The organism is Actinomycetospora atypica, from assembly GCF_042653685.1.
Classification (GTDB): domain Bacteria; phylum Actinomycetota; class Actinomycetes; order Mycobacteriales; family Pseudonocardiaceae; genus Actinomycetospora; species Actinomycetospora atypica.
Map to the genome: position 1 here is coordinate 49,950 of NZ_JBHSIV010000014.1, position 20,995 is coordinate 70,944.

Annotated in this window: 20 protein-coding genes; 9 read left to right on the forward strand and 11 right to left on the reverse strand. The window is 72.7% G+C overall.

Going from position 1 to position 20,995, the window contains the following annotated elements:
• Positions 1–138 precede the first annotated feature (138 nt).
• Together ACFPBZ_RS14900 and ACFPBZ_RS14905 are read left to right on the forward strand one after the other, a co-directional pair.
• Positions 139–2,778 carry a cutinase family protein gene (locus ACFPBZ_RS14900; protein WP_378036854.1) on the forward strand — a complete coding sequence of 880 codons (2,640 nt, stop codon included), beginning with the start codon at positions 139–141 and terminating at the stop codon, positions 2,776–2,778.
• Positions 2,779–2,911: 133 nt separating this feature from the next.
• Positions 2,912–4,573, forward strand: coding sequence for an acetolactate synthase large subunit (locus ACFPBZ_RS14905; RefSeq protein ID WP_378036855.1), 1,662 nt, complete (start codon positions 2,912–2,914; stop codon positions 4,571–4,573).
• A 13-nt stretch (positions 4,574–4,586) separates the two neighbouring features.
• Here ACFPBZ_RS14905 and ACFPBZ_RS14910 read toward each other — a convergent pair whose 3' ends face one another.
• The gene (locus ACFPBZ_RS14910) at positions 4,587–5,033 is read right to left on the reverse strand and encodes a pyridoxamine 5'-phosphate oxidase family protein (RefSeq protein WP_378036856.1); all 447 of its coding nucleotides are present in this window, start codon (positions 5,031–5,033) and stop codon (positions 4,587–4,589) included.
• A gap of 106 nt (positions 5,034–5,139) precedes the next feature.
• Here ACFPBZ_RS14910 and ACFPBZ_RS14915 point away from each other — a divergent pair, with 106 nt between their 5' ends.
• Positions 5,140–6,351, forward strand: a complete 1,212-nt coding sequence (locus tag ACFPBZ_RS14915) for an MFS transporter (protein ID WP_378036857.1) — start codon at positions 5,140–5,142, stop codon at positions 6,349–6,351.
• A gap of 2 nt (positions 6,352–6,353) precedes the next feature.
• Here ACFPBZ_RS14915 and ACFPBZ_RS14920 read toward each other — a convergent pair whose 3' ends face one another.
• Positions 6,354–7,550 carry an acyl-CoA dehydrogenase family protein gene (locus tag ACFPBZ_RS14920; protein ID WP_378036858.1) on the reverse strand — a complete coding sequence of 399 codons (1,197 nt, stop codon included), beginning with the start codon at positions 7,548–7,550 and terminating at the stop codon, positions 6,354–6,356.
• A 106-nt stretch (positions 7,551–7,656) separates the two neighbouring features.
• Between ACFPBZ_RS14920 and ACFPBZ_RS14925 the strand changes: the two genes are divergently transcribed.
• Positions 7,657–8,406 carry an ANTAR domain-containing protein gene (locus tag ACFPBZ_RS14925; RefSeq protein WP_378036859.1) on the forward strand — a complete coding sequence of 250 codons (750 nt, stop codon included), beginning with the start codon at positions 7,657–7,659 and terminating at the stop codon, positions 8,404–8,406.
• Between the two features lie 155 nt (positions 8,407–8,561).
• On the opposite strand, the gene ACFPBZ_RS14930 is transcribed toward ACFPBZ_RS14925, so the two are convergent.
• From ACFPBZ_RS14930 to ACFPBZ_RS14945, 4 genes are read right to left on the reverse strand one after another with little or no spacing between them, the layout of a single operon-like run.
• Positions 8,562–9,185: a class F sortase gene (locus ACFPBZ_RS14930; RefSeq protein WP_378036860.1), complete on the reverse strand. Its 624-nt coding sequence runs from the start codon at positions 9,183–9,185 to the stop codon at positions 8,562–8,564.
• Between the two features lie 28 nt (positions 9,186–9,213).
• Complete coding sequence (locus tag ACFPBZ_RS14935) at positions 9,214–9,729, reverse strand: pentapeptide repeat-containing protein (RefSeq protein ID WP_378036861.1); 516 nt, start codon at positions 9,727–9,729, stop codon at positions 9,214–9,216.
• Positions 9,730–9,739: 10 nt separating this feature from the next.
• Positions 9,740–10,771 (reverse strand): HTTM domain-containing protein, encoded by a 1,032-nt coding sequence (locus ACFPBZ_RS14940; protein ID WP_378036862.1) that lies wholly within the window; start codon positions 10,769–10,771, stop codon positions 9,740–9,742.
• Positions 10,768–11,379, reverse strand: a complete 612-nt coding sequence (locus ACFPBZ_RS14945; RefSeq protein WP_378036863.1) for a hypothetical protein — start codon at positions 11,377–11,379, stop codon at positions 10,768–10,770. The genes ACFPBZ_RS14940 and ACFPBZ_RS14945 overlap by 4 nt, the downstream gene beginning before the upstream one ends.
• A 184-nt stretch (positions 11,380–11,563) precedes the next feature.
• Between ACFPBZ_RS14945 and ACFPBZ_RS14950 the strand changes: the two genes are divergently transcribed.
• From ACFPBZ_RS14950 to ACFPBZ_RS14960, 3 genes are all read left to right on the forward strand, one after another.
• A complete protein-coding gene (locus ACFPBZ_RS14950; protein WP_378036864.1) occupies positions 11,564–13,321 on the forward strand; it encodes a glycosyltransferase family protein in 1,758 nt (585 codons plus the stop codon).
• Positions 13,318–14,088, forward strand: a complete 771-nt coding sequence (locus tag ACFPBZ_RS14955; protein WP_378036865.1) for a phosphotransferase — start codon at positions 13,318–13,320, stop codon at positions 14,086–14,088. Before ACFPBZ_RS14950 ends, ACFPBZ_RS14955 begins: the two co-directional genes overlap by 4 nt.
• A 76-nt stretch (positions 14,089–14,164) precedes the next feature.
• Positions 14,165–14,908, forward strand: coding sequence for an esterase/lipase family protein (locus ACFPBZ_RS14960; RefSeq protein ID WP_378036866.1), 744 nt, complete (start codon positions 14,165–14,167; stop codon positions 14,906–14,908).
• Positions 14,909–14,914: 6 nt separating this feature from the next.
• On the opposite strand, the gene ACFPBZ_RS14965 is transcribed toward ACFPBZ_RS14960, so the two are convergent.
• Complete coding sequence (locus ACFPBZ_RS14965) at positions 14,915–16,273, reverse strand: S9 family peptidase (RefSeq protein ID WP_378036867.1); 1,359 nt, start codon at positions 16,271–16,273, stop codon at positions 14,915–14,917.
• Between the two features lie 318 nt (positions 16,274–16,591).
• The gene (locus ACFPBZ_RS14970) at positions 16,592–16,897 is read right to left on the reverse strand and encodes a TolB-like translocation protein (protein ID WP_378036868.1); all 306 of its coding nucleotides are present in this window, start codon (positions 16,895–16,897) and stop codon (positions 16,592–16,594) included.
• Between the two features lie 71 nt (positions 16,898–16,968).
• Between ACFPBZ_RS14970 and ACFPBZ_RS14975 the strand changes: the two genes are divergently transcribed.
• Positions 16,969–17,673, forward strand: coding sequence for a M24 family metallopeptidase (locus ACFPBZ_RS14975; protein ID WP_378036869.1), 705 nt, complete (start codon positions 16,969–16,971; stop codon positions 17,671–17,673).
• A gap of 7 nt (positions 17,674–17,680) precedes the next feature.
• On the opposite strand, the gene ACFPBZ_RS14980 is transcribed toward ACFPBZ_RS14975, so the two are convergent.
• The 3 genes from ACFPBZ_RS14980 to ACFPBZ_RS14990 form a co-directional block, all read right to left on the reverse strand.
• Positions 17,681–17,986, reverse strand: coding sequence for an antitoxin (locus ACFPBZ_RS14980; RefSeq protein WP_378036870.1), 306 nt, complete (start codon positions 17,984–17,986; stop codon positions 17,681–17,683).
• 335 nt (positions 17,987–18,321) lie between these two features.
• Entirely contained in the window at positions 18,322–19,026 is a 705-nt protein-coding gene (locus ACFPBZ_RS14985; protein ID WP_378036871.1) for a hypothetical protein, read from the reverse strand.
• Positions 19,013–20,407 (reverse strand): NAD(P)/FAD-dependent oxidoreductase, encoded by a 1,395-nt coding sequence (locus ACFPBZ_RS14990; RefSeq protein WP_378036872.1) that lies wholly within the window; start codon positions 20,405–20,407, stop codon positions 19,013–19,015. Before ACFPBZ_RS14990 ends, ACFPBZ_RS14985 begins: the two co-directional genes overlap by 14 nt.
• 167 nt (positions 20,408–20,574) lie before the next feature.
• Between ACFPBZ_RS14990 and ACFPBZ_RS14995 the strand changes: the two genes are divergently transcribed.
• Positions 20,575–20,985 (forward strand): PPOX class F420-dependent oxidoreductase, encoded by a 411-nt coding sequence (locus ACFPBZ_RS14995; RefSeq protein WP_378036873.1) that lies wholly within the window; start codon positions 20,575–20,577, stop codon positions 20,983–20,985.
• Positions 20,986–20,995 lie beyond the last annotated feature (10 nt).

Here is a 20,995-nt window from a genome sequence, read left to right on the forward strand (position 1 = left end):
CGCTCAGTGTCACGAACGGACCATGTACGGGCGCCGGGAAATCGGTGGCACGAGTTTCTCCAAAGCGCACCCACGGTCGCGGTCGACCGCCGACCCTGAAGTCCGGATCGGGGTGACGGCGAGCAGGCGGAGGACCGGGTGGGCGCGGCGGACGTGCAGCTCGAGGTGGTGCGCGCCTCGGGCGGGGTGACGGTGCTGGCCGACGGGCGGGAGCTGCCCGTCGGCGGCCGCGACCCGCACGAGGTCGCGCTGGCGGCCGCGCGCCGGCACGCGGCCCGGCGCGGGCGGGTCCTCCGGGTCGAGCTCGTCGACGGTGACACGACGGTCCTCGAGGTCACCCCGGACGGCGCGGTGCGGTCCGTCCCGACGACGCCCCCGGGCGCCACCGGGCGCCAGGTCGCCCCGAATGACCACATCCCGACGATGCTTCGGGTCGACTCCTCGGGGCCGGTCGTCCCGCGGTCCGAGACGCCCGTCGACGCGCCCGCCTCGTCGTCCTGGCGCCGTCCCGCACCGGAGCGTGTAGCCGCTGGCCGGCCGCTGTCGTCGCTCGTGGTGGCGGCGCTGGTGATGGTGGCGGTGCTGGTCGGGGCGGTGGGCACCGGAGTGGCCACCCTGGCGTCCTCGCAGGCCCTGCCCGACTCCTGCCGGCCGGTGACGCTGTACTCCGTCGGCGGCAGCGGGGCCGGCTCCGAGGTGCTGACCGGGGTCACCGATCCGCTCGCGCAGCAGTTCGGGGAGAAGGTCTCCGTCGTGACGGTGCCGCCTCCTGCGGCGGGCGGGTCGTACGCCCAGGCGGAGTCCGCCGCGGTCGACGCGCTGTCGGCCGCGATCGGCGACCACGTCGAGGGCTGCCCGTCCGGCGCGATCATGCTGTTCGGCTACTCCGAGGGAGCACAGGTCGCGGGAGACCTCGCGTCGCGCATCGGCACCGGGCAGGAGCAGCGCATCCCCGCGGGTCAGGTGCAGGCCGTCGGGCTGTTCGGCGACCCGGCGCGCAGCCCGCGCACCCGGGCCGTCCCCGAGGGCACCACCGGGCAGGGCGTGCTCCCACCCCGGGCCGTGGGCTTCGGGGCGCTCGACGCCCGCACCATCGAGATCTGCGCCCCGGGCGACCCGGTCTGCGACAGCCCCGCCACCGCCGCCTTCCCGTCCCTCGAGCAGGCCCTCGGCTCGCCGGTGCACGCGAGCTACGCCGAGCTCCCGATCGCGCAGGGCACGACGGCGCCGCAGTGGGCCGTGGGGTCGCTGGGCAAGGTGGTCGCGGCGGTGCCGAACGACGCCGGGCCGGGGACCGCGGTCCCCGGCACGCCGTCCGCCGAGGCCCGCCCGACGACCACGGCGCCCGGCGGACCCGCCGCTCAGCCGGGGGGCTCGACCACCTACGCCGAGCAGCCCGGCGGACCCGACGCCCAGCCGGAGGGCTCGACCACCTACGTCGAGCAGCCCGGCGGACCCGAGGCGCAGCCGGAGGGCTCGACCACCTACGCCGAGCAGCCCGGCGTCGCGTCGACCATCAGCGCACCGCCGGACGCCGGCACCGATGCGGACACGGGCGCGGATGCGGCCCCGACCCGCGGCGGGGACCTCACCACCGGTGCGGCTGAACCCACCGGCACGGCGGCGCCGACCGGGAGCGGCGGATCGGCCCGCAGCAACGGATCGACGCGGTCCGCAGCACCGACCACCTCCGTGGCGCCGACGACCGGCGCCGCCCCGGGCGGCACCGCGACCCGCCGGGGCGCCTCCGTGACCCCCACCGTGCCGCCCGGCTCGGGTGCGAGCGAGGGCACCGACGGCCGCCGCAGCACCACCCGCGCCACGGAAGCGCCGGGCGCCGAGGAGGACCCGGCCACGACGTCGGCCGGCTCCACCTCCCGCCGGGCGCCATCGGCGGGGTCGACCACCTCGGGCCGCGCCCCGGCCACGACCACGGCCCCCGAGGACGACGGCGGGAGCGCGGGGACTGACACCGACGCCGCCTTCTCGCTGACCGACGGACTCGAGGGCTTCAAGTCGACCCCCTGGAACAACCAGAACGCCACCGACCCCAGCGGCGCCGAGTCGCCGAACGTGCCGGGCCGGGAGGCCGTGAGGTTCGAGATGCCCGGCGGCGGCAAGCGGACCGAGGCCGAGCCCGACGTCCCCGAGTTCCAGGAGGGCGAGACGAAGTTCGTCGGCTACTCCGGCTTCTTCGACCAGGGCTTCCCCACCGACACCGGCACCTGGCAGCTGATCATGCAGTTCAAGCAGCCGGGGACGGGCAGCCCGCCGCTCGCGGTCGAGGTCGGCAACGGGCAGCTGCGGCTGGCCAACAACGGCGGCAACCAGAAGGACTTCTGCCCCGTCGGGCCGGGGGCGTTCTCCTTCCAGCTCGGCATCACCTTCGGCGGCACGATCGACGCCTACTGCAACGGGAAGCAGACGCTGTCGGGCTACCGGACGCCCGAGTCGAACGTGAAGGGCAGCGCCTACCTCAAGACCGGGATCTACCGCGACGAGTCGATCGGCCAGGACAGCACGCTGTTCCTCAACGACCTCAAGATCGGTGACGACCTCGCCGCGGTCTCGGGGCTGGCCGGCGCGCCCTCCGGGTCCGGTCCCGCCACCACCGACAGAGCCGACGACGGTGACACCGGCCGGACCGCGGACGATGCGGCCAGCCGGCCCGCCACCGCCGACGAGCCCCCGAGCACGGCATCGCGGCGACCCGGCTCGGGTGCCGACCCGGCGTCGGCACCCCGCCCACGGACGGCCACGACGACGCCACGGAGCTGAGGCGGGGACGCACTGGACCGGTTCACCGCCCCCCACGGGGCGTCCCGACCGTCACACGGGTGTCCGGGACGGGTGAGTTCGCCCGGTGACCGGGTACAGGACTCCCCGTCAGCGATCAAAGGGGAGCGTGACCGTGAGGGCCAGCGATCTGTTCGTGCGGTGCCTGGAGGCCGAGGGCGTCGAGTACGTGTTCGGTGTACCCGGCGAGGAGAACGCCGATCTCCTGATGTCGATGCGCGACTCGGGGATCCGCTTCGTGCCGACCCACCACGAGTCGGGCGCCGCCTTCATGGCCGACGTCTACGGCCGGCTCACCGGCAACCCAGGGGTCTGCCTGTCGACGCTCGGCCCGGGGGCGTCGAACCTCGTGACCGGCGTGGCCAACGCCAACATGGACAACTCGCCGCTCGTCGCGATCACCGGGCAGGGCGCCACCACGCGGCTCCACAAGGAGTCGCACCAGGCGATGAACGTCGTCGAGATGTTCACGCCGATCACCAAGTGGACCACCTCGCTGCGCGATCAGACGACGATCCCCGAGGTCATCCGCAAGGCGTTCAAGCTCGCGGTCGCCGAGAAGCCCGGTGCCACGCACGTCGAGCTCCCCGAGGACATCGCGAAGCACGAGGTCGAGAGCGCCCCGATCGTCCCGCCGGAGAAGGTCCGCCGCCCGGTGCCCGACGAGAAGTCGATCGCCGCGGCGCTCGACCTCATCGCCCGCTCCGAGCGGCCGGTGCTGCTGGTGGGTCAGGGCTGCGTGCGCACCCGGGTGAGCCGGCAGCTGGAGCGCTTCGTCGACGAGACCGGCATCTACGCCGGCATGACCTTCATGGGCAAGGGCGCGCTCTCCGACCGGCACGACCGCAGCCTCTACGCGGTGGGCCTCGGCTCGCGCGACTACGTGACCGAGGTCTTCGAGGCCGCCGACCTCGTGATCGCGGTCGGCTACGACATGGTCGAGTGGCCGCCGGCGCGCTGGAACATCGGCCGCTCCAAGCGGCTCCTGCACATCGACTTCGACCCGGCGGAGGTCGACGGCGCCTACCGCCCGACCGTCGAGATCGTCGGCGACATCGCGGCCGCCCTGTGGGCGATCAACGAGGGGCTCACCGACAGGCAGCGGTTCCCCGACATCGACGTCCACGCGAAGGCCCGCCTGCACCTCACCGAGGAGATCAGCGAGGGCGGCGCGAGCGCCGAGGCCGAGACCGGCGACTTCCCGATGAAGCCGCAGCGCATCCTGGCCGACCTGCGGGCCGAGATGGACGACGACGACATCCTGATCTCCGACGTCGGGGCCCACAAGATGTGGATCGCGCGGCACTACCCGACGTACACGCCGAACAGCTGCATCATCTCCAACGGCTTCTGCTCGATGGGCATCGCCATCCCGGGCGGGGTGTCGGCCTCACTGGTCCACCCCGACCAGCGGATCGTGACGGTGTCGGGCGACGGCGGCTTCCTCATGAACGGCCCGGAGCTGGCCACCGCGGTGCGGCTCGGGGTGGCGCCGGTCAACCTGGTCTGGGAGGACAACGGCTACGGGCTGATCTCCTGGAAGCAGGAGGTCGAGTTCGGCCGCCACTTCGGCACCGACTTCCCGTCGCCCGACCTCGTCAAGATCTCCGAGGGCCTCGGCTGCCACGCCCGCCGGCTCGAGAGCGCCGACGAGCTCCGCCCGGCCCTGCAGGAGGCGTTCGCCCGCCGCGACCTGCCCTCGGTGATCGTCATCCCCGTGGACTACCGGGAGAACGTCAAGCTGACCAAGCGCCTCGGCCAGCTGATCGCGCACTGAGGCCTCCCGGGGGTCAGGCCCGCTCCACGCGGCGGACCTGACCTCCCGGGCGCCACGAGGCGATCACCAACGCCTGCCCCGACGCCGCGATCGAGGTGTGCACCACCTCGGTGACGTCGAGGACGAAGGCCGCACCCTCGGCGCCCGGTTGCCCCACCGCGACGAGCCGCCCGGCCACCTTCGCCTCCCCGGGCCACGCCGACGGGTCCTCCGGCGGATCGACCGAGGGGGAGTGCAGCGCGATCCGCGGATCGCGCCGCACGTCGGCGAGCTTCACCGAGCCGGGCATCATCCCCAGCGTGAGCTCGCCGCCGGCGAACTCCGTCTCGGTCCCGCTGATGCGCGGGGATCCGTCCGCCCGCAGCGTCGCCATCGTCTTGTGCTTCCCCCGCTCGAAGCACGCCCGCACCGCGGCGGCCAGCTCCGGCGCCACGGACTCCACCTCGCCCCAGGTCGTCATGCGACGAGGTCTAGCAGCGACCCCCGACAACATCACCCCTCGTCCGCCCCGCGTCGTGTCTCACACCGGGCGTCGTGCGCCGACGGGATGGGTGAGGGTGGATCGAGTGACCACGCAGCCCGAGACGGACCGACGACGTCCGTACGTCCCCGGGTCGGGCGGCCCCCTGCTCGTCGCGGCGATCGTCCTCGTCGCCCTCAACCTGCGTGGGCCCCTCGTCGCGGTGTCCCCGGTGGTCGACGCGATCCGCGCCGACCTCGGCGTCTCCGCCGGCGTCGCGGGCCTGCTGACGAGCCTGCCGGTACTCGCGTTCGCGCTGGCGTCGCCCCCGGCGTCGTGGTTGATCGGCCGGCTCGGGCCGGAGCGCGCGCTGCTCGTCGGGCTGGCGGTGCTGGGGGCCGGGACGCTGCTGCGCTCCTCCGACGGCGTGGCGGGCGCACTCGTCGGGACGGCACTGATCGGCGTCGGGATCACCTTCGGCAACATCGTCGTCCCGGTCGTCATCGGCCGCGACTTCCCGCACCGCTCGGGCGCGCTGCTCGGCGTCTACACCGCCGTCATGAACATCGGCTCGATGATCACGCTCTCGATCACCGTGCCGATCGCCGACGGGGTGGGGTGGCGGTACGCGCTGCTCACGTGGCTCGTCGTCGCGCTCGCCGCCGCCGTGGTGTGGCGGCTCGCGACCGGTCGTCGTCGGGGGGACCCCGCCCTTCCCGACGAGGCCCCGGAGCCCGCCCGGGCGCCCTGGACGCGCCCCGTGGGCTGGCTCCTGCTGTTCGCGTTCGCCGGGCAGTCGTTCAGCTTCTACGGCCTCACGGCGTGGTTGCCGGAGGTCCTGGGCGACCTGCGGGGGCTGCCGCCGGCGACGGCGGGAGCGGCCTCGTCGTTGTTCCAGGTGGTCGCGGTGGCGGGTGCCCTCGTGACACCGCTGGTGGCGCGGCGCACGAGCCTGCGGCTGGCGTTCGTGCCGGTGGCGGCCGGCTTCCTCGCGCTGCCCGGCGGTCTGCTGCTCGCGCCCGCCCTCTGGCCCCTGTGGTGCTCGCTCGCCGGTGCCGCGCAGGGCGGCGGGTTCACGGTGGTCTTCTCCGCGGTCCTCGCCGCCAGCCGCAACTCCACCGAGAACCGCCGGCTCGGCGCCTTCGTCCAGGGCGGCGGCTACCTGCTCGGCGCGCTCGGGCCGTTCGCCGTCGGCGCGCTGCACGAGGCCGTCGACCCGCCCGCGTGGGACCTGCCGCTCGCCGTGGTGTTCGGCGCGCTGCTGGTCCTCGCGGTCTCGGGGTGGACGGCGATCGGGCAGCTGCGCACCGGGCGCTGACCTCAGTACGACCGGGGCAGCCCCAGCACGTGCTGCCCCACGTAGGCGAGCACGAGGTTGTTGTTCACCGGGGCCACCTGGTAGAGCCGGGTCTCGCGGAACTTGCGCTCGACGTCCCAGGTGTCGACGAAGCCGTAGCCGCCGTGGGTGTCCAGGCACGCGTTGGCGGCCTGCCAGCTCGCCTCGCTGGCGAGGAACTTCGCGAGGTTGGCCTGCTCGCCGCACTTCTCGCCGGCGTCGAACAGGGCCGCGGCCCGGTAGCGCATGAGGTCGGCCGCCCCGACCTGGGCGTAGGACCGGGCCAGCGGGAACTGCACGCCCTGGTTGGCGCCGATCGGGCGGTCGAACACCACGCGGGAGTTGGCGTAGGCCACGGCGCGGTCGAGGAACCAGTACCCGTCGCCGACGGCCTCGGCCGCGAGCAGGATGCGCTCGGCGTTCCACCCGTCGATGACGTAGCGGAACCCCTTGCCCTCCTCGCCGATCAGGGCGCTCGCCGGGACCCGCATGTTCTCGTAGCGCACCTCGTTGGTGGCGTAGTTGAACATCGTGCGCACCGGGGTGACCTGCAGCGAGTCGGGCTGGTCGCGCCGGATCTCGCGCAGGTCGACCAGGAACAGGCTGATGCCCCGGGTGCGCTCCGCGGGGTCGTCGCTGCGGGTGGTGGTGCGGGCGAGGACGAACGCGAGGTCGGACTGCTCGATCCGGCTGGTCCAGTTCTTGTGGCCGGTGATGACGTAGGAGTCCCCGTCGACGGTCGCGGTGGTGTGGATGTCGGTGGTGTTCGAGCCGGCCTCGGGCTCGGTGATCGAGAAGGCCTGCAGGCGCAGCGTCCCGTCGGCGATGGCGGGCAGGTAGGTCTTCTTCTGCTCCTCGGAGCCGTGCTTGAGCAGGGCGCCCATCGTGTACATCTGCGCGTGGCAGCCCGCGGAGTGCCCGCCGGAGCGGTTGATCTCCTCGAGGACGATCGAGCCCTCGGTGATCCCGAGCCCGCCCCCGCCGTACTCGGTCGGGATGAGCACCGCGAGGTAGCCGGCCTCGGTGAGGGCGTCGACGAACGCGTCGGGGTACTCCCGCTCCCGGTCCCGCTCACGCCAGTAGGAGTCGGGGAACCGCTCGCACAGCTCCCGGACCTTCCCCCTCAGTTCCTCCTGGGCCGCGGTGGTGACGCCCGTCGGGTTGGGGGTGTTCGGGGGCATGGACTGGTCCTCCTGGCGGTCGGGCAGGTGCTCCCGGTTCGACCGGGTCCGATCGATCGATACTCTCCCAACAGGGCGGGACGAGGCGAGCGAGACGTGGGTGACGATGTCGGTCGATGAGGCCATGAGCGAGCGGGACAGCCGCGTGCTCGCGAAGAGCTTCGTCGAGCTCGCGACGGCCCTCGAGGCGATGCCGGCCGGGGCCGGGGTGCTCGGCGTCGTCGAGCGGGTCGTCCTCGCCACGTGCCACGTGGTCGAGGGCGCCGACTGCGCCTCGGTGGTGCTGCGCGCCGACGACGACGTCTTCTCCACCGTCGCGGCGTCCGACGCCCTGGCCGGTTCGGCCGACGAGCTCCAGCTGACCCACGACGAGGGCCCGAGCATCGTCGCGACCCACACCACGGGCCTCGGCGTGGCCGACTCCTCCGACCTCGCCACCGACCCGAACTACCCGCGCTTCGGCCCCGCGGCCGCCTCGCTCGGGGTGGCGTCGGTGATCGCGACCGGCATGTTCCCGGGCGGCGAGACGCCGCGCTTCGGCGCCCTGAACTGCTGGTCGCGCACTCCCGGTGGCCTCGACACCGCCGACCGCGACCATGCGCTCGTCCTCGCGTCCTACGCCGCGACCGCGATCGCGGGGGTCCGGGCCCGCTCCGCCGCGGAACTGCAGATGGCCCAGCTGCGCGAGGCGGTCGACTCCCGCGACGTCATCGGCCAGGCCAAGGGCATCCTCATGGAGCGCCGGGGCTACGACAGCGCGGCCGCGTTCGACGTGCTCCGCCGCACCTCGCAGGAGCTCAACATCAAGCTGCGCGACGTGGCGAAGACGCTGGTGGAGCGTCGCTCGGAAATCTGACGGGTCGCGCCCCGCACGATCATCAGTACCTGGGGCAGTCCACCCGTCACGTCGGGCTGCCTGACGTGCTGCTGATCAGCCGGGTTTGATGCGACTCGGAACGACGAACGGCCGCCACCCCCGGGTGGGGCGACGGCCGTTCGGCAAGGGTCGGACTAGGTCTTGCGGACCTCGGTGAGGTTCGCGTAGACGATGATGTTCGCCTCGTAGCTCTTCGCGGCCGGGTCGAAGACCCCACCGCACGTAATGAGGCGGAGCTGCGAGTCAGGAGTGTCGGCGTACACCTCGGGAGGGAAGGCCGCCTTCGGCACAGTGTCGATCTGGGACACCGTGAAGACGGCAGTCTGACCGTCCTCCCGGTTCACCAGAACCTGATCGCCAGCCTTCACGTCCTTCAGGCGATAGAAGATCCCGGGCTTGCCGCCTCCGTTGACGTGCCCGAGGACGACTGACGGCCCGATCTCTCCCGGAGTCGGGCTCTTGTCGTACCAGGAGGCCTGCATCGGATTGGACAGAGGAGGCACCTCGAGGGAGCCGTCCTGCTTCTGGCCGAGTGCGATGAGCGAGGACTCGGCCCCGATCGACGGGACGCTGACCGAGGTGGGCTTCGACGACGCGAGAAGCGTGTACTCGCCCTTGCTCGACCCTCCCGACGTGGCCGCCGCCACGAGAGCCACGAGCGCGAGGACCACGACGAGACCGATCCCGATCTTCGTAGTGATCCCGTCGCTGCGCGAAGGCCCGCGGTTCGGGGGGGTCTCGACGGACGACTCGCTCACGAGCTAGGCCTCCCGAAGCGCTCCAGGATCACTGGAACGAACCGTCCCCCGTGTCGACCCCGCCCTTGGGCACGTTCGACACCTGCGTGGCGGTGACGGTCTGGGGCGTGTAGGACGGCGACGCGTACCGGTCGCAACCGCAACCACTGTCGCGGTACTTGCCGTAGTAGCGGTGGCCGAAGTCGCCGTACACCGGGAACGGGTAGCCGCTGTAGATGACCACAGTGTTGGCGGAACTCGTCGAGCTGGTCGAGCTCGGGGTCGTCGTCGGAATCAGCGTGCTCGTGAGGTCGGTGCTCGTGAGGTCGGTGGCCGTGAGGTCCGACGTGAGGTCGGTGCTCGTGAGGTCCGTGCTCGTGAGGTCGGTGCTCGTGAGGTCGGTGCTCGTGAGGTCGGTGCTCGTGAGGTCCGTGCTCGTGAGGTCGGTGCCCGCCGTGCCGTCCTGAGCGAGCGCCGGCGAGGCCGCCATGAAACCCGCGAGGAGTACGCCGGTCGTGAGCACCAGCAGGCGGCGGGCGAAGCCCGACCGCGGTCCGTTGTTCATTACATCCCTCTCATGACCCTGACGCGCCGTTCGGTGTAACTCGGGGTACCTCGCTTGTCGCGTCCCCCGAGACCTCCGTTACTGGGTCAACGCCTGCGGTCGGGCCCGGTTTCGTTACGTTTTGGTAACGGCGCCGCCTCCAGTCCTCGGCACGGCTGCGAACGACCCGAACGATGCGCTCGGCCCGGCGAGGAGACAGGAAGGCGATGTAGGCGGTGACCATCGCGATCGAGAAGAAGCCGACCATCATCGACAGCTCGATGGTGAGGTGGAACAGGACACCGAGAGACAGGACCCACGGTCGGGCTGCTCGGTTCCACACCAGTACTCCGATCGCGAACTCGACCCCGAGGGTCCCAAAGGTCATCAGCTCCGTGAGGACCTGGGAGTCGGTGAGGAAGGACGGCGTCGGGATCCGCTGAATATCGCCGATGCGCAGCGCGAACGTCGTGGCCAGCCCGTCTCCCCACGTACGCCCCTGCAGCTTGGCCCAGACCGTCGAGAGGTAGACGACGCTCACCTGGATCTGGATGAGTCGCAGAGCCCAGGAAGCGTGAAGAGGACTCTCCCAGAACCGGTCAGGCGCGGAGCGCCATCTGTCCCAGGAGAGCGCCGCACCGGCCGGCGAGAGAGCGACGAGGAGGGCGAGGTTACGCAGAAGGCCGTCTCCCCCGTTGAAGACCATGCCGTTGCGCCGCTCGAAGGAAGTGATCGCCACGAACACGACGACGGCGGCGAGCCGGGTCTGGAGTCCGACGGTCAGTGCGACGGCCGCGACGAGGGCGACAAGCCACACGAGCAGGATTCCGGCCGCGGAGTTCAGGAGGGTCAGCAGGGTCCAACCGCCCGGACCGAGCGCTGGCGGCGTAGGCATGAGGCCGCTCGGGCCGAAGAACGTGAACAGGTCGGGGCCCAACGAGATGAGCCAGGCCGTGCTGACGAGACCGAAGACGATGCGGAGGACGGCGAGTGGGGCGGTCGACATCGGGGTGAACCAGAAGCTGTCCCAACCGCGGGAGAGCTGTCGTAGTGGGCTGCTCATCGGGCCGCTCCGGTCACCTTGCCGAGCACGAGGTCCTGCCAGGGGCCGTAGTCCGGCCCCGGACCCGGAGGCAACGACGGCCTCGTCCTTCTGATGATCTCGACTTCACGCACGTGGCGCCCGGCCGCCGTGTCGTCGGACGTGAGCCACCTGGCGTAGGGGAGAAAGGCCCTCGTGCCGTCGCGGCTCGCCCACAGCTGCTCCTCGTACTTGCGCCAGCGGTAGTCGCGGTACTCCCCGATCCACGGATCCGCCTCGATCGTCCGGTCCATCGTCCCGCCGTCGACATAGCGAACACGTGCGATGACCTCTGAGGTGTCCATCCGAGGGTCCGGGGAGAACACTCCCCAGTTCTGCTCGAACCCGAGCCCCACGAGCACCGGCTGAGTCCAGGGAGCGATCGAAGCCTTCACAACCGACTTGGGCATGTTGGCAACGAGGACCGTGCCGAGAAGGACGATGAGGAACGCGCTGACGGCGAGCCGGCCTCTGCGTGTCGTCGCCAACCCCAGGTTGGTCTCGACGCGGGAGGTGTCACGGACGACATCGACCCCCGTTTCCTCTGTCGACTCCGGACGGCCGGACACATCCGTCCCTGTGCTCGCCATCCGATACCACCCCGACGCTCGTCATCGACGATCCACATGGCGGCCCACGCTCATGTGTTGGCTAGGTCATGCCGAGTGTCAGACTGCCACGGCCATCCGGGGGACCTCCCATCGCCCGAGGGCGAGAACGGAAGGACCGGTGACAGTGGAGTCGAGAGGGCCGGCGGTCAAGCAGCCGGACGCTGTGTCCGACGTCGATGACGGGTCGCGATCGGCAGTCCGCGCCGATGGCCCGGGCATGAGTGTCAGTGGCGTGGTGGCAGCGCTCGGGATCCCGAGTGCGATCCTCATAGCGCACACGGCCTGGTACGGGGAGTGGATCGAGGACGACGCCGGCCTCACCTTCGCCTACGCGAGATCCCTCTCCGAGGGTTGGGGGCCCGTCATCCAGCCTGGTGCGTCGCCGGTCGAGGGGTGGTCGAACCCCACGTGGCTCGCGCTGATGACCTTCGGTCGCCTCGTCGGGTTGTTCGACCACGGAACGATCTTCGGGCTCTCGGACCTCGTTGTCTTCCCGAAGTTCGTCGCGGTGTTGTGCGGCGTCGCCATGTTCGGCGCGATGTTCGTTCTCGCACGCGCTGTCTCGTCTCGACCGGTACTGGTTGCGTCCGTGGCGGGCAGCGCCACGGCCCTCGTCCCCTCTTTCGTCATCTGGTCGACGAGCGGCCTCGAGAATTCGCTCTTCGCGCTCATCGTCGTCTCGCTCGCCACGGTGCTCGTCCGAGCGGCTGTCGGGGGGCGGCTCGGTCGACGCCAGGTCGCGATTCTGTGCGGGCTGCTCTCCGCCGCCGCGGCACTCACACGGCCGGACGGAATCGTCTACGTCGTCGCGCACCCCGTGGTCGCCTTGGCCTTCGCCGGGCGCCTCGGCAATGGCTCCGCCGGGCGCGGGGGCAGTGGCTCGGTCGGGCGATCCATCGGTCATGGGATCGCTGCGTTCTCCCTGCCGGTGGGCCTCTATGGCATCTGGAGATTGGACACCTTTGGCGACTGGCTGCCGACGACGGCTCGTGCGAAGCAACAGGGACTGCCCACCCCGCTCGCGGTGAGTCGCCCGGGGGAACTGGTCCTCTACGGTGGTTGGCTTGCCTTCGCGACGCTCGTCGTGCTCTTGGTTCTCATCCTGCGGGCACGCTCCCCTCAGAGGACGGCCGTTGTCGTCCTGCTGGTACCACTTGGGCTGGCCGTTCTCGCCTACGCGGTTCTCCAACCTGACTGGATGGGGCAGTACCGGTTCGCGACTCCGGTGTGGGCTCTGAGCGCACTCGTTGGCACGCTCGCGCTCGAAGGCGTTCTCGACGTTGCCCCCGACCGACGTCGCCGACTGATCCTCGGCGGTGGGATCGTCGTCGTGCTCATCTCCCTCGCGGGTTTCGCGCGGGAGGCGGTCGCGTTCCGCAACGACACGACTGCTCCGATGTGCTTCGTCGCTCAGTCGGTTGGCCAGCGAATCGACGCGTATGCGGACATTCTCGGCGTTAGGGGCGGATCGCTCCTGGCCGTCGACGGCGGTGGGACCGCACTGTCAAGTCGGATGCGGTTCATCGATCTGTCCGGTCTGACGGACCGCCGCATCGCCGCAGCGTGGCACGATGGGGACGCCGCTGGGCTCAAGAATTATGTCTTCGACGAGGTCCGCCCGACCTTCATCAAGAGTGCTCGTGCGTGGGGCGGCGCCGTAGCCTCGGGGCTTCTGAGCGACGACCGGTTCCAGCGGGACTACGTCGTGCTCTTCGCGCCCGAACCAGGAAGCGGTACCTGGGTGCGTCGCGATGCGATCATCGATCCTGGCCGTGTCGCCGTGACCAGGCAGTGGGCGCAGCAGGCGTACCGGGCCGTCGAGCAGCGGTACCTTCGCCCGGAGGCTCAGACGCAGTGGCGATGCGGGCCCACCCTCACACCGGCCAGCCCCTCGCCCTATCCGCTGCCTGCTCGAGGATGACCACCCGCGAGTACCTCGGCTCCGGCTGGGACTGCGACGCCGTGCTGGTCGACGGCGTCTGGGTGGAGCGCACGGCCCGCCGCCCCGACGTCGAGCCCTGGCTGCGGACCGAGACGACGCTGCTCCCGTGGCTCGCGCCGCAGCTCCCGCTGCCGGTGCCCGCCCCGGTCGTCGTCGGGACCGATCCGCTGGTGACGCGCCACCGCTACCTGCCCGGGCGCCCGGTGCCCGACGCGGCGCCCGGGCTCGGGGCGACGATCGGCGCCTTCCTGCGCGCCCTGCACGCGGTCGACCTCGACGAGGCCGTGGCCCGGGGGCTGCCCGGCCCCGATCGCACGCTCGCCATGCGCGACGCGTCCTGGGCCCGTTTCGACGACGAGGTGCTCCCGCTGCTCGGGAGCCCGGAGCGGACATGGCTGGCGGGGCGGCTGGACGTACTGCGCGACGCGCCCGCGACGGTCGTCGTGCACGGCGACCTCTCCGCCGACCACGTGCTCGCGGACGGCGACGGCATCACCGGGGTGATCGACTGGGGCGACGCCCGGGCGGGCGACCCGGCGAAGGACCTGCTGTGGCCGCTGCACGGGGCGGGAGCAGCAGTGGCCCGAGCGGCACAGGAGGCCTACGGCAGCACGCCTGAACTGCGACGACGCGCCGCGGCCTGGCGCGACGTCGCGCCCTGCTACGCGGTGACCCACGGCCTCGACACCGGCGACGACGACCTCGTCCGGGGCACGCTGCACGCGCTGCGGTTGCCGGGGACGTGACCGGGGTAACTCCGCCTACGGCCGTTGTCGATCCTGGAGGGTCACGATGAGGTGGAGCCCACCGGGGTGGAACGCCATGGTCGGAACGGGGCTGACGTACGCCGGCCGCACGGCGATCGGCCTCACCGCCCTCGCCTACCGGTCGGTCGCCGAGACCGAGACGGTGACGCACCCGGGCCGCGGGCACGTCGTGCTGCTCGGCGGTCTGGGGGAGACCACGCCGTGCCTCGCGCCGATGAGCCGCTGGCTCACCCGCATCGGCTACGACGTCACGCCCTACACGCTCGGCGCCGGGATGGGCTGCGCCCAGCGCACCGTCGACTCGCTGGTCCGCCGCGTCGAGAGGATCGCCGACGAGACCGGTGAGCCGGTCCGGATCGTCGGGCACAGCCGCGGTGGCCAGTTCGGCCGGGCGATCGGCACCGCGGCGCCCGAGCTCGTGAGCCAGCTGATCACGATCGGCACGCCGTTCGACCGCGACGGGCTGACCCCGCCGATGGCCGCCATCGCCTGGTCGCTCGCCGCGGCGGGCACCGCGGGCGTCCCGGGGCTCCTCGGGCTGGGGTGCTTCGTCGGGCGGTGCTGCGCCGGGTTCCGCGACACGCTGCGGGCGCCGTGGCCGGCGGAGATCGGCTTCACGAGCATCTACAGCCGCACCGACGGCGCCGTGCCGTGGCATTCGAGCCACGACCCGTACGCCGACAACGTCGTGGTCGCCGGCAACCACGTCGCCCAGCTGACGTCGGCCGAGATCCAGCGCGCGGTGGCCCGGGCGCTGGCGGACCGGCCGGTCGCGGCCTCCGCCACGGCGGTCGCCTGACGGCCGTCAGACGGGGCGGAGCTTCCGCCCGAAGAAGTCGAGGATGATCTCGGCCCGCTGGATCCGGTGCCACGGGGAGCCCGAACGGGACAGTTCGTGACCCTCGTCGGGGAAGCGCCAGTACTCGACGTCGCGGCCCAGCAGCCGCAGCGCGAGGTAGAGCTGGTCGGCCTGCTCGGGCGGGCACCGCAGGTCGTTCTCCGAGTGCAGGATCAGCATCGGGGTGCGGATGCCCTCGGCGTGGGACACCGGCGACAGCCGCCGGTACATCTCCGGTGCCTCGAGGTGGCTGAGCCCGCCCATCTCGAAGCGGAAGTGCCCGGCGAGGTCGGACCCGCCCCACTCCAGGGACAGGATGTTGTTCGCGGCGCGCTCGGAGCACGCGGCGGCGAAGCGGTCGGAGTGCGCGACCAGCCACGTCGTCATGAACCCGCCGTAGGAGCCGCCGAGCAGGCCGACGCGGGCGGGGTCGAGCGACGGGTCGTGGGCCAGGGCGGCGTCGAGGGCGGCGAGGACGTCGTCGGCGTCGACCCCGCCCCAGCCCGTGCCCGGCACCTCCGCGGACTCCGGCGGCCGGATCGAGCGCAGGAACTCCTCGGTGTCGCCGGTCGAGCCGTGGGGGTTGCACCAGAGCACGGCGTAGCCCGCGGCGGACCAGAGGGCGAACTCGTCGAACCACGCGGTCGGGTACTGGGTCATCGGGCCGCCGTGCACCGAGAGCAGCAGGGGGACGCGGTCGTCGGCTCCCGCCGCGGGGCGCAGCAGCCACGCGTCGATCTCGCCGCCGCCGGGCGACGGCACGCGCAGGTGCTCCGGGGTGCCGGCCGGGAGGTCGCGGTGGAAGGCGGCCGAGAACGAGGTCAGCCGCGTCTCCCGGCCGTCGCGGACCACGGAGAGCTCCGGGCGCTCGGTGGGCGAGGTGCAGACGACGGCGAGCGTGCCACCGGCCTGGTCGTGGGCGACGATCGCGCGGGTCCCGCCGAGCAGGGGCTCGGGCGCGCCGCCCGAGGCGGGGACGCGGTAGAGCGGCTGGGTCCCGTGGTCCTCGACGGCGAACACCAGGTGCTCGCCGCTCCAGATCGGCGGGCGGACCCCGACGAACGGGGCGGCCTGCCGGTCGAGGTCGTCGGTCAGCACGGTCGGCTCACCGCCGTCGGCCCCGACGACCACCACGCGCCCGAGCGACGGCGCGAGGGCCACGTCCTCGGCGAGAGCGGCGATCCGGGTCCCGTCGGGGGAGAACGACGGGTGGCTCAGGGAGACGGCCCCGGCCGGGCCGGGGAGGGCCCGCAGGTCGCCGTCGTCGAGGTCGACGACGTGCAGTGCGGCGACCATCGTGAGGTCGGCGTCGGGCTCGTCGCGCACCGTCGAGCACGAGCGTGCGCCCGTCGGGTGACCAGGCGGGGCCGGAGACGTCGTGGCGGTGGTGGGCGACCGGACGGGCGGGCGAGGGGCTATCGGTGGCGACGACGAACAGCGCGCGCGGCCGGTCGACGATCCAGCCCTCGCCGTCGAGCTTCGGCATCAGCCGGTCGATGCGCCGCGGTGGCCGGGAGCCCGCCGGGCCGGCCGGGACGGTGAAGGGCACGGCGTCGGGGCGGCGCTCCCGCGAGGTGAAGGCGAGGGCGGTGCCGTCGGGGGACCAGACGAGCTCGCCGATCGCCTCGTCGCGCTCGACGAGCGTCACGGGCTCTCCGGGGCCGTCGACGGGCAGGAGCACCAGCCGGTGCCGCGGGTCGGGTCCCGGCGTCGACCGCGTGAACGCGAGGCGCCTCCCGTCCGGCGACCACGCGGGTGCGCGTCGTTCTCCGCGCCCGCGGTCAGGGCCCGCGGCGGTCCGGTGCCGTCGGCGGGGACCAGCCAGATGCCGCTGCGGTACCGGTCGGCGTCGAGGTCGACCCGGGTGACGACGAACGCGACGCGGCGGCCGTCGGGGGAGACCCGGGGGTCGCCCGGGGTGACGAGGCGGGCGATGTCGGCGGGCTGCACGGTCGACGACGGTAGCGCTCCCACCACCGTCGTCGGGCGCGGTTCCGGGCCGGACGGGGCAGGATCGGGGCATGGCGACGACCGTGGACGAGGACACCCGGGCCCGGGAGCTGATCCGGGCCGAGGAGCGCGCGGAGGAGCTGTTCGCCGAGATCGGGCGGCGGGGCCTCGTCGTGCCGGGGGCGTGGGAGTCCGAGGTGAGCCGCGCGGTGCGCGACCTGGGCGCGGAGATGTTCGGGACCTCGCGCCACTGGCACAAGCGGGTGGTGCGCTCCGGGGAGAACACCCTGCAGCCCTACCTCGAGAACCCGCCGGACCGCCGGATCGGCGACGACGACATCGTCTTCGTCGACCTCGGCCCGGTGTTCGCCGAGTGGGAGGCCGACATCGGCCGGACGTTCGTGCTGGGCGACGACGACCGCAAGCACCGCCTGGCCGCCGACCTCCCGGTGGTCTGGGAGGCCGGTCGCGCCTGGTTCGAGGAGCACCCGGACGTCACCGGGGAGCAGGTCTACGCCCGGGTGTGCGAGCTCGCCGCCGAGCACGGGTGGCAGTTCGGCGGCCCGCACTGCGGTCACCTGGTGGGGGAGTTCCCGCACGACCTGATCGACGCCGAGCGCCTGCACTCCTACATCACGCCGGGCAACGACACCCCGATGCACTCCGCGACCGACGCCGCCGGCCGGCGGTGTCACTGGATCCTCGAGGTCCACCTCGTGGATCCGGTGCACCGCATCGGCGGGTTCACCGAGCAGCTGGTGTCACTGCGCCACTGACGACCGCTCAGCGGTCGGTGCGCTCGCTCGGGTAGCGGCGGGGGCCGGAGTCGTACGGGTCGTTCCGGGTCTGCTGCGGGCCGTACTGGCCGGCCTGGCTGGGCCCGGTGCTCCGGCCCGGCACCGAGGTCTCCTTGCGGACCTGCCGCAGGACACCGTCGAGCTGCTTGCGGAACCGGCCGTTGGTGCGCTGGTCGATGAACGAGGCGGCCTGGTCGGCGTACCGGTTCACCTTGTCGGGGTTCTGCCGGGCGTACTGCCGGGCCGCGGCCACGGCGGCGCCGAGCGTGGCCACGCGACGGATCAGGGGCATCTGCTGCACCTCACGGGGGGATCGGATCGGGGAACGAGCGGTACTCGTGGGCCGGGGTGCCCGTCCTCCGTGGATACCACGCCCGGGAGGAGTTCCTGGGTGGCTCGGGGCCGGCCGGCGTCGTCCTGCCCGGGCCCTCTCCGGCGGCGGGGCCGACGACGCGGGGGCCCGACCTCCACCGGAACAGGTGTGTAGCCGGGCAGCACACCTCCGGGTCTGGGGGGTAGACCCGGATTTCGTCGGGGGGAGACGTTGCTGCCCGGCTACGAGCCGGGACTATTGCACGCCGGAGGGGGGCGCGACAAGAGAGTCGCGCTCCGCGGGACTCGGGGTACCTAACATACCGGGGAGTCGGTTCCTATTGCCCGGGACCGGAGGATCTCGGCGGCGACCAGGACGGCGAACGCCCAGCTCACGGGTAGTGAAGCACACTCGAGATGAATGGCCCAGGTGGTCGGTCGGCCATTCGCCGACGTCCGGTCGTCGGGCGGGGAGAACGATTCCCTCATCAAGGTCCGACTTTCGTGATCGACGAGTTCGCCGACCCTCGCATTCGACGAGGCCTCCTTCATTCCACTGCGCACGAGCCAGGGGCCGGATGCGCGCATCCGGGCGATTTCTGCATCGTCGATCTCCGCGGACGCCCGCCGCCCCTGCGCGGTCCGGGGGAACGGGTCGACGACGGCGCGACCGTCGCCCCCGGCGGGGAGCGGCCGCAGCGAGGCGATCACCGATCCCCGGGGGTCGACCACCCGCAGCGAGTCGTCGACCCGGGCGCCGAGGGCCTCCCGCCACCGGCGCTCGGTGTCGCCGACGGCCCGGGACGGGTCGCCGACCACCCGGGCCCGGAGCCGGCCGTCCGCCGTCCGCACCGTCAGGCTGCCCGCGGCGTCGCACTCGGCCACCGCGGGACGCGGGTCGTCGGGGCTGCCCGGTCGCAGCGCCCACCGCTCGCCCCGCTCCACCCACCACGGCCCGGTCGCGCGCGGCTCGGCGGGGCGGGAGCGCGACCACCACCGCCGGGCGTCAGCCCGAGCCATCCGAGGCCCCGGCCCCGGCCTGCGTCCGCTCCGGGGCGGCGTGGGGGAAGCCCAGGTTGTGCTGCGGCACCTCGGGGGAGGCGGTGTCGAGCGGGATCGCCGGGGACCGGACGAGGCCGAGCTGGGCGCTCTGGCGCGGCTGCACCGCCTCGAGGACCCAGTCGACGGCGGTGCGCAGCCGGTTCCCCGGCATCGCCGCGAGGTGGTAGCCGCGGGTGACGACCTTCGCGGGGAACCCCGTGAGCGGGATGTGCAGGGGCGCGGCAGCCGCCTGGAAGCCGCCGAGGTCGACGACGAAGCCGAGGTCGCGGTGGCGGTACCCGCGCACGCTCCCGTACCCGAGCGAAGCGGCGATGTTCCGCCCGGCGAGCACCCCCTGGCGCACGGCGTGCTGGGCGGTCATGGCCGTCGACTCGCCGGGCCGGCTCGGGTCGGGGACCGCGGCCACGTCCCCGCACGCGTAGAGCTCCGGGTGGCCCGGCACCTGCAGCGTCGGCTCGACGACCACCCGACCCCCGTCGATCTCGATGGGGAGGTTCTCGATCAGCGGGTCGGCGCGCACCCCGACGCACCACAGGAGGGTGCGGGTGGGGATCCGCTCGCCCGACGAGAGCTGCACGCCCTCGGCGTCGGCCTCCTCCATCGTCGTGTCGGTGTGCACCTCGACCCCGCGCTGGCGCAGCACCTTGTCGGCGGTCTTGGAGAGGTGCTCGTCGAGCCCGGCGAGCACCTTCCCGCGGCTGACGAGCACCCAGCGCATGAGGTCGGGGTCGAGCCCCCGGCTGCGGGCGAGCGCGCGCGTGAACAGCTGGCCCTGCGCGGCGACCTCGGTCCCGGTGTAGCCGGCGCCCACCACCACGAAGGTGCACCGGGCCGTCACCTCGTCGTCGTCCTCGCCCATCGCGGCCAGGTCGATCTGGCGGACGAGGTGGTCGCGCAGGTAGAAGGCCTCCGGCACCCCGCGGAACCCGACCGCGTACTCGTTGACGCCGGGGATCGGCATCACCTTGTGCACGCTGCCCGCCGCCAGGACGAGCTTGTCGTAGGACGTCTTGTGCCCCACGCCCTCCGGGTCGAGCCACCCGATCTCGCGGGCCTCGAGGTCGATCGAGTCGACCTCGCCGGGGGCGTGGCGCACGCACGGCGGCAGGGTGTCCGAGAGCGCCACCGCGATCCGCCGCGGCTCGAGGATGCCGCCGGCCACCTCGGGCAGCAGGGGCAGGTAGAGGAAGTAGTTGGTGGGGCTCACGACGACGATCTCGATCTCGCCCTTCGTGCGCTTCGCCAGCGACTTGGCCGTGTGGTACCCGGCGAAGCCGCTGCCGATGATCACGACCCGGGGCTTCGCCGCGGTCGTCGTGCCGTTCCCCCGGGAGTTCATGGGGCTGAGGGTGCCGCACGCGGCGCAGCGGAGGAACCGCGCCCCGTGACCAGCGCATGCCGTTCCTGTGACGGTCGCGTGTGGGCAGGCGGGTGTGATCCACCCCGCCCTGTGACCTGGCTCGACGCCGACCCCTCCGGCGCAGGTGAACGGGTATCGACGATGACGTGACTGCCTCGCTCGTGACCCTCGGCGACGAACGCTTCGTCTCCCTCACGACCTTCCGCCGCTCCGGCGACCCGGTGTCGACCCCGGTGTGGGTGGCGCGCGACGGCGACGGCCTCGTCGTCTACACCGGGGGCGAGAGCGGCAAGGTCAAGCGGCTGCGCCGCGACGCCGCCGTCGAGCTCCGGGCCTGCGACCGCCGCGGCCACGTCGCCGAGGGCACGCCGACCGTGCGGGCGACCGCCGTCGTCGACGACTCGCCGGGCGCCGTGGAGGACGCCGAGACGCTGCTCAAGGCGAAGTACGGCTGGGAGTTCGGGGGCATCCGGCTGCTGCAGCTGGCCGAGCGCACCTTCCGCCGCCGCGGGGCGTCCCCGCGCGAGCGGGTGGTGCTCCGGTTGACGGTGGGCTGACGAGGTCGCC

Coding starts and splice junctions, on each gene's coding strand:
- ACFPBZ_RS14945 (WP_378036863.1), bottom strand. CDS start 11,379: ATGGCGAGCACAGGGACGGATGTGTCCGGCCGTCCGGAGTCGACAGAG.
- ACFPBZ_RS14910 (WP_378036856.1), bottom strand. CDS start 5,033: ATGACGACCTGGGGCGAGGTGGAGTCCGTGGCGCCGGAGCTGGCCGCC.
- ACFPBZ_RS14920 (WP_378036858.1), bottom strand. CDS start 7,550: ATGCCCCCGAACACCCCCAACCCGACGGGCGTCACCACCGCGGCCCAG.
- ACFPBZ_RS14960 (WP_378036866.1), top strand. CDS start 14,165: ATGGTCGGAACGGGGCTGACGTACGCCGGCCGCACGGCGATCGGCCTC.
- ACFPBZ_RS14985 (WP_378036871.1), bottom strand. CDS start 19,026: ATGGCTCGGGCTGACGCCCGGCGGTGGTGGTCGCGCTCCCGCCCCGCC.
- ACFPBZ_RS14990 (WP_378036872.1), bottom strand. CDS start 20,407: ATGAACTCCCGGGGGAACGGCACGACGACCGCGGCGAAGCCCCGGGTC.
- ACFPBZ_RS14975 (WP_378036869.1), top strand. CDS start 16,969: ATGGCGACGACCGTGGACGAGGACACCCGGGCCCGGGAGCTGATCCGG.
- ACFPBZ_RS14955 (WP_378036865.1), top strand. CDS start 13,318: ATGACCACCCGCGAGTACCTCGGCTCCGGCTGGGACTGCGACGCCGTG.
- ACFPBZ_RS14980 (WP_378036870.1), bottom strand. CDS start 17,986: ATGCCCCTGATCCGTCGCGTGGCCACGCTCGGCGCCGCCGTGGCCGCG.
- ACFPBZ_RS14925 (WP_378036859.1), top strand. CDS start 7,657: ATGTCGGTCGATGAGGCCATGAGCGAGCGGGACAGCCGCGTGCTCGCG.
- ACFPBZ_RS14935 (WP_378036861.1), bottom strand. CDS start 9,729: ATGAACAACGGACCGCGGTCGGGCTTCGCCCGCCGCCTGCTGGTGCTC.
- ACFPBZ_RS14940 (WP_378036862.1), bottom strand. CDS start 10,771: ATGAGCAGCCCACTACGACAGCTCTCCCGCGGTTGGGACAGCTTCTGG.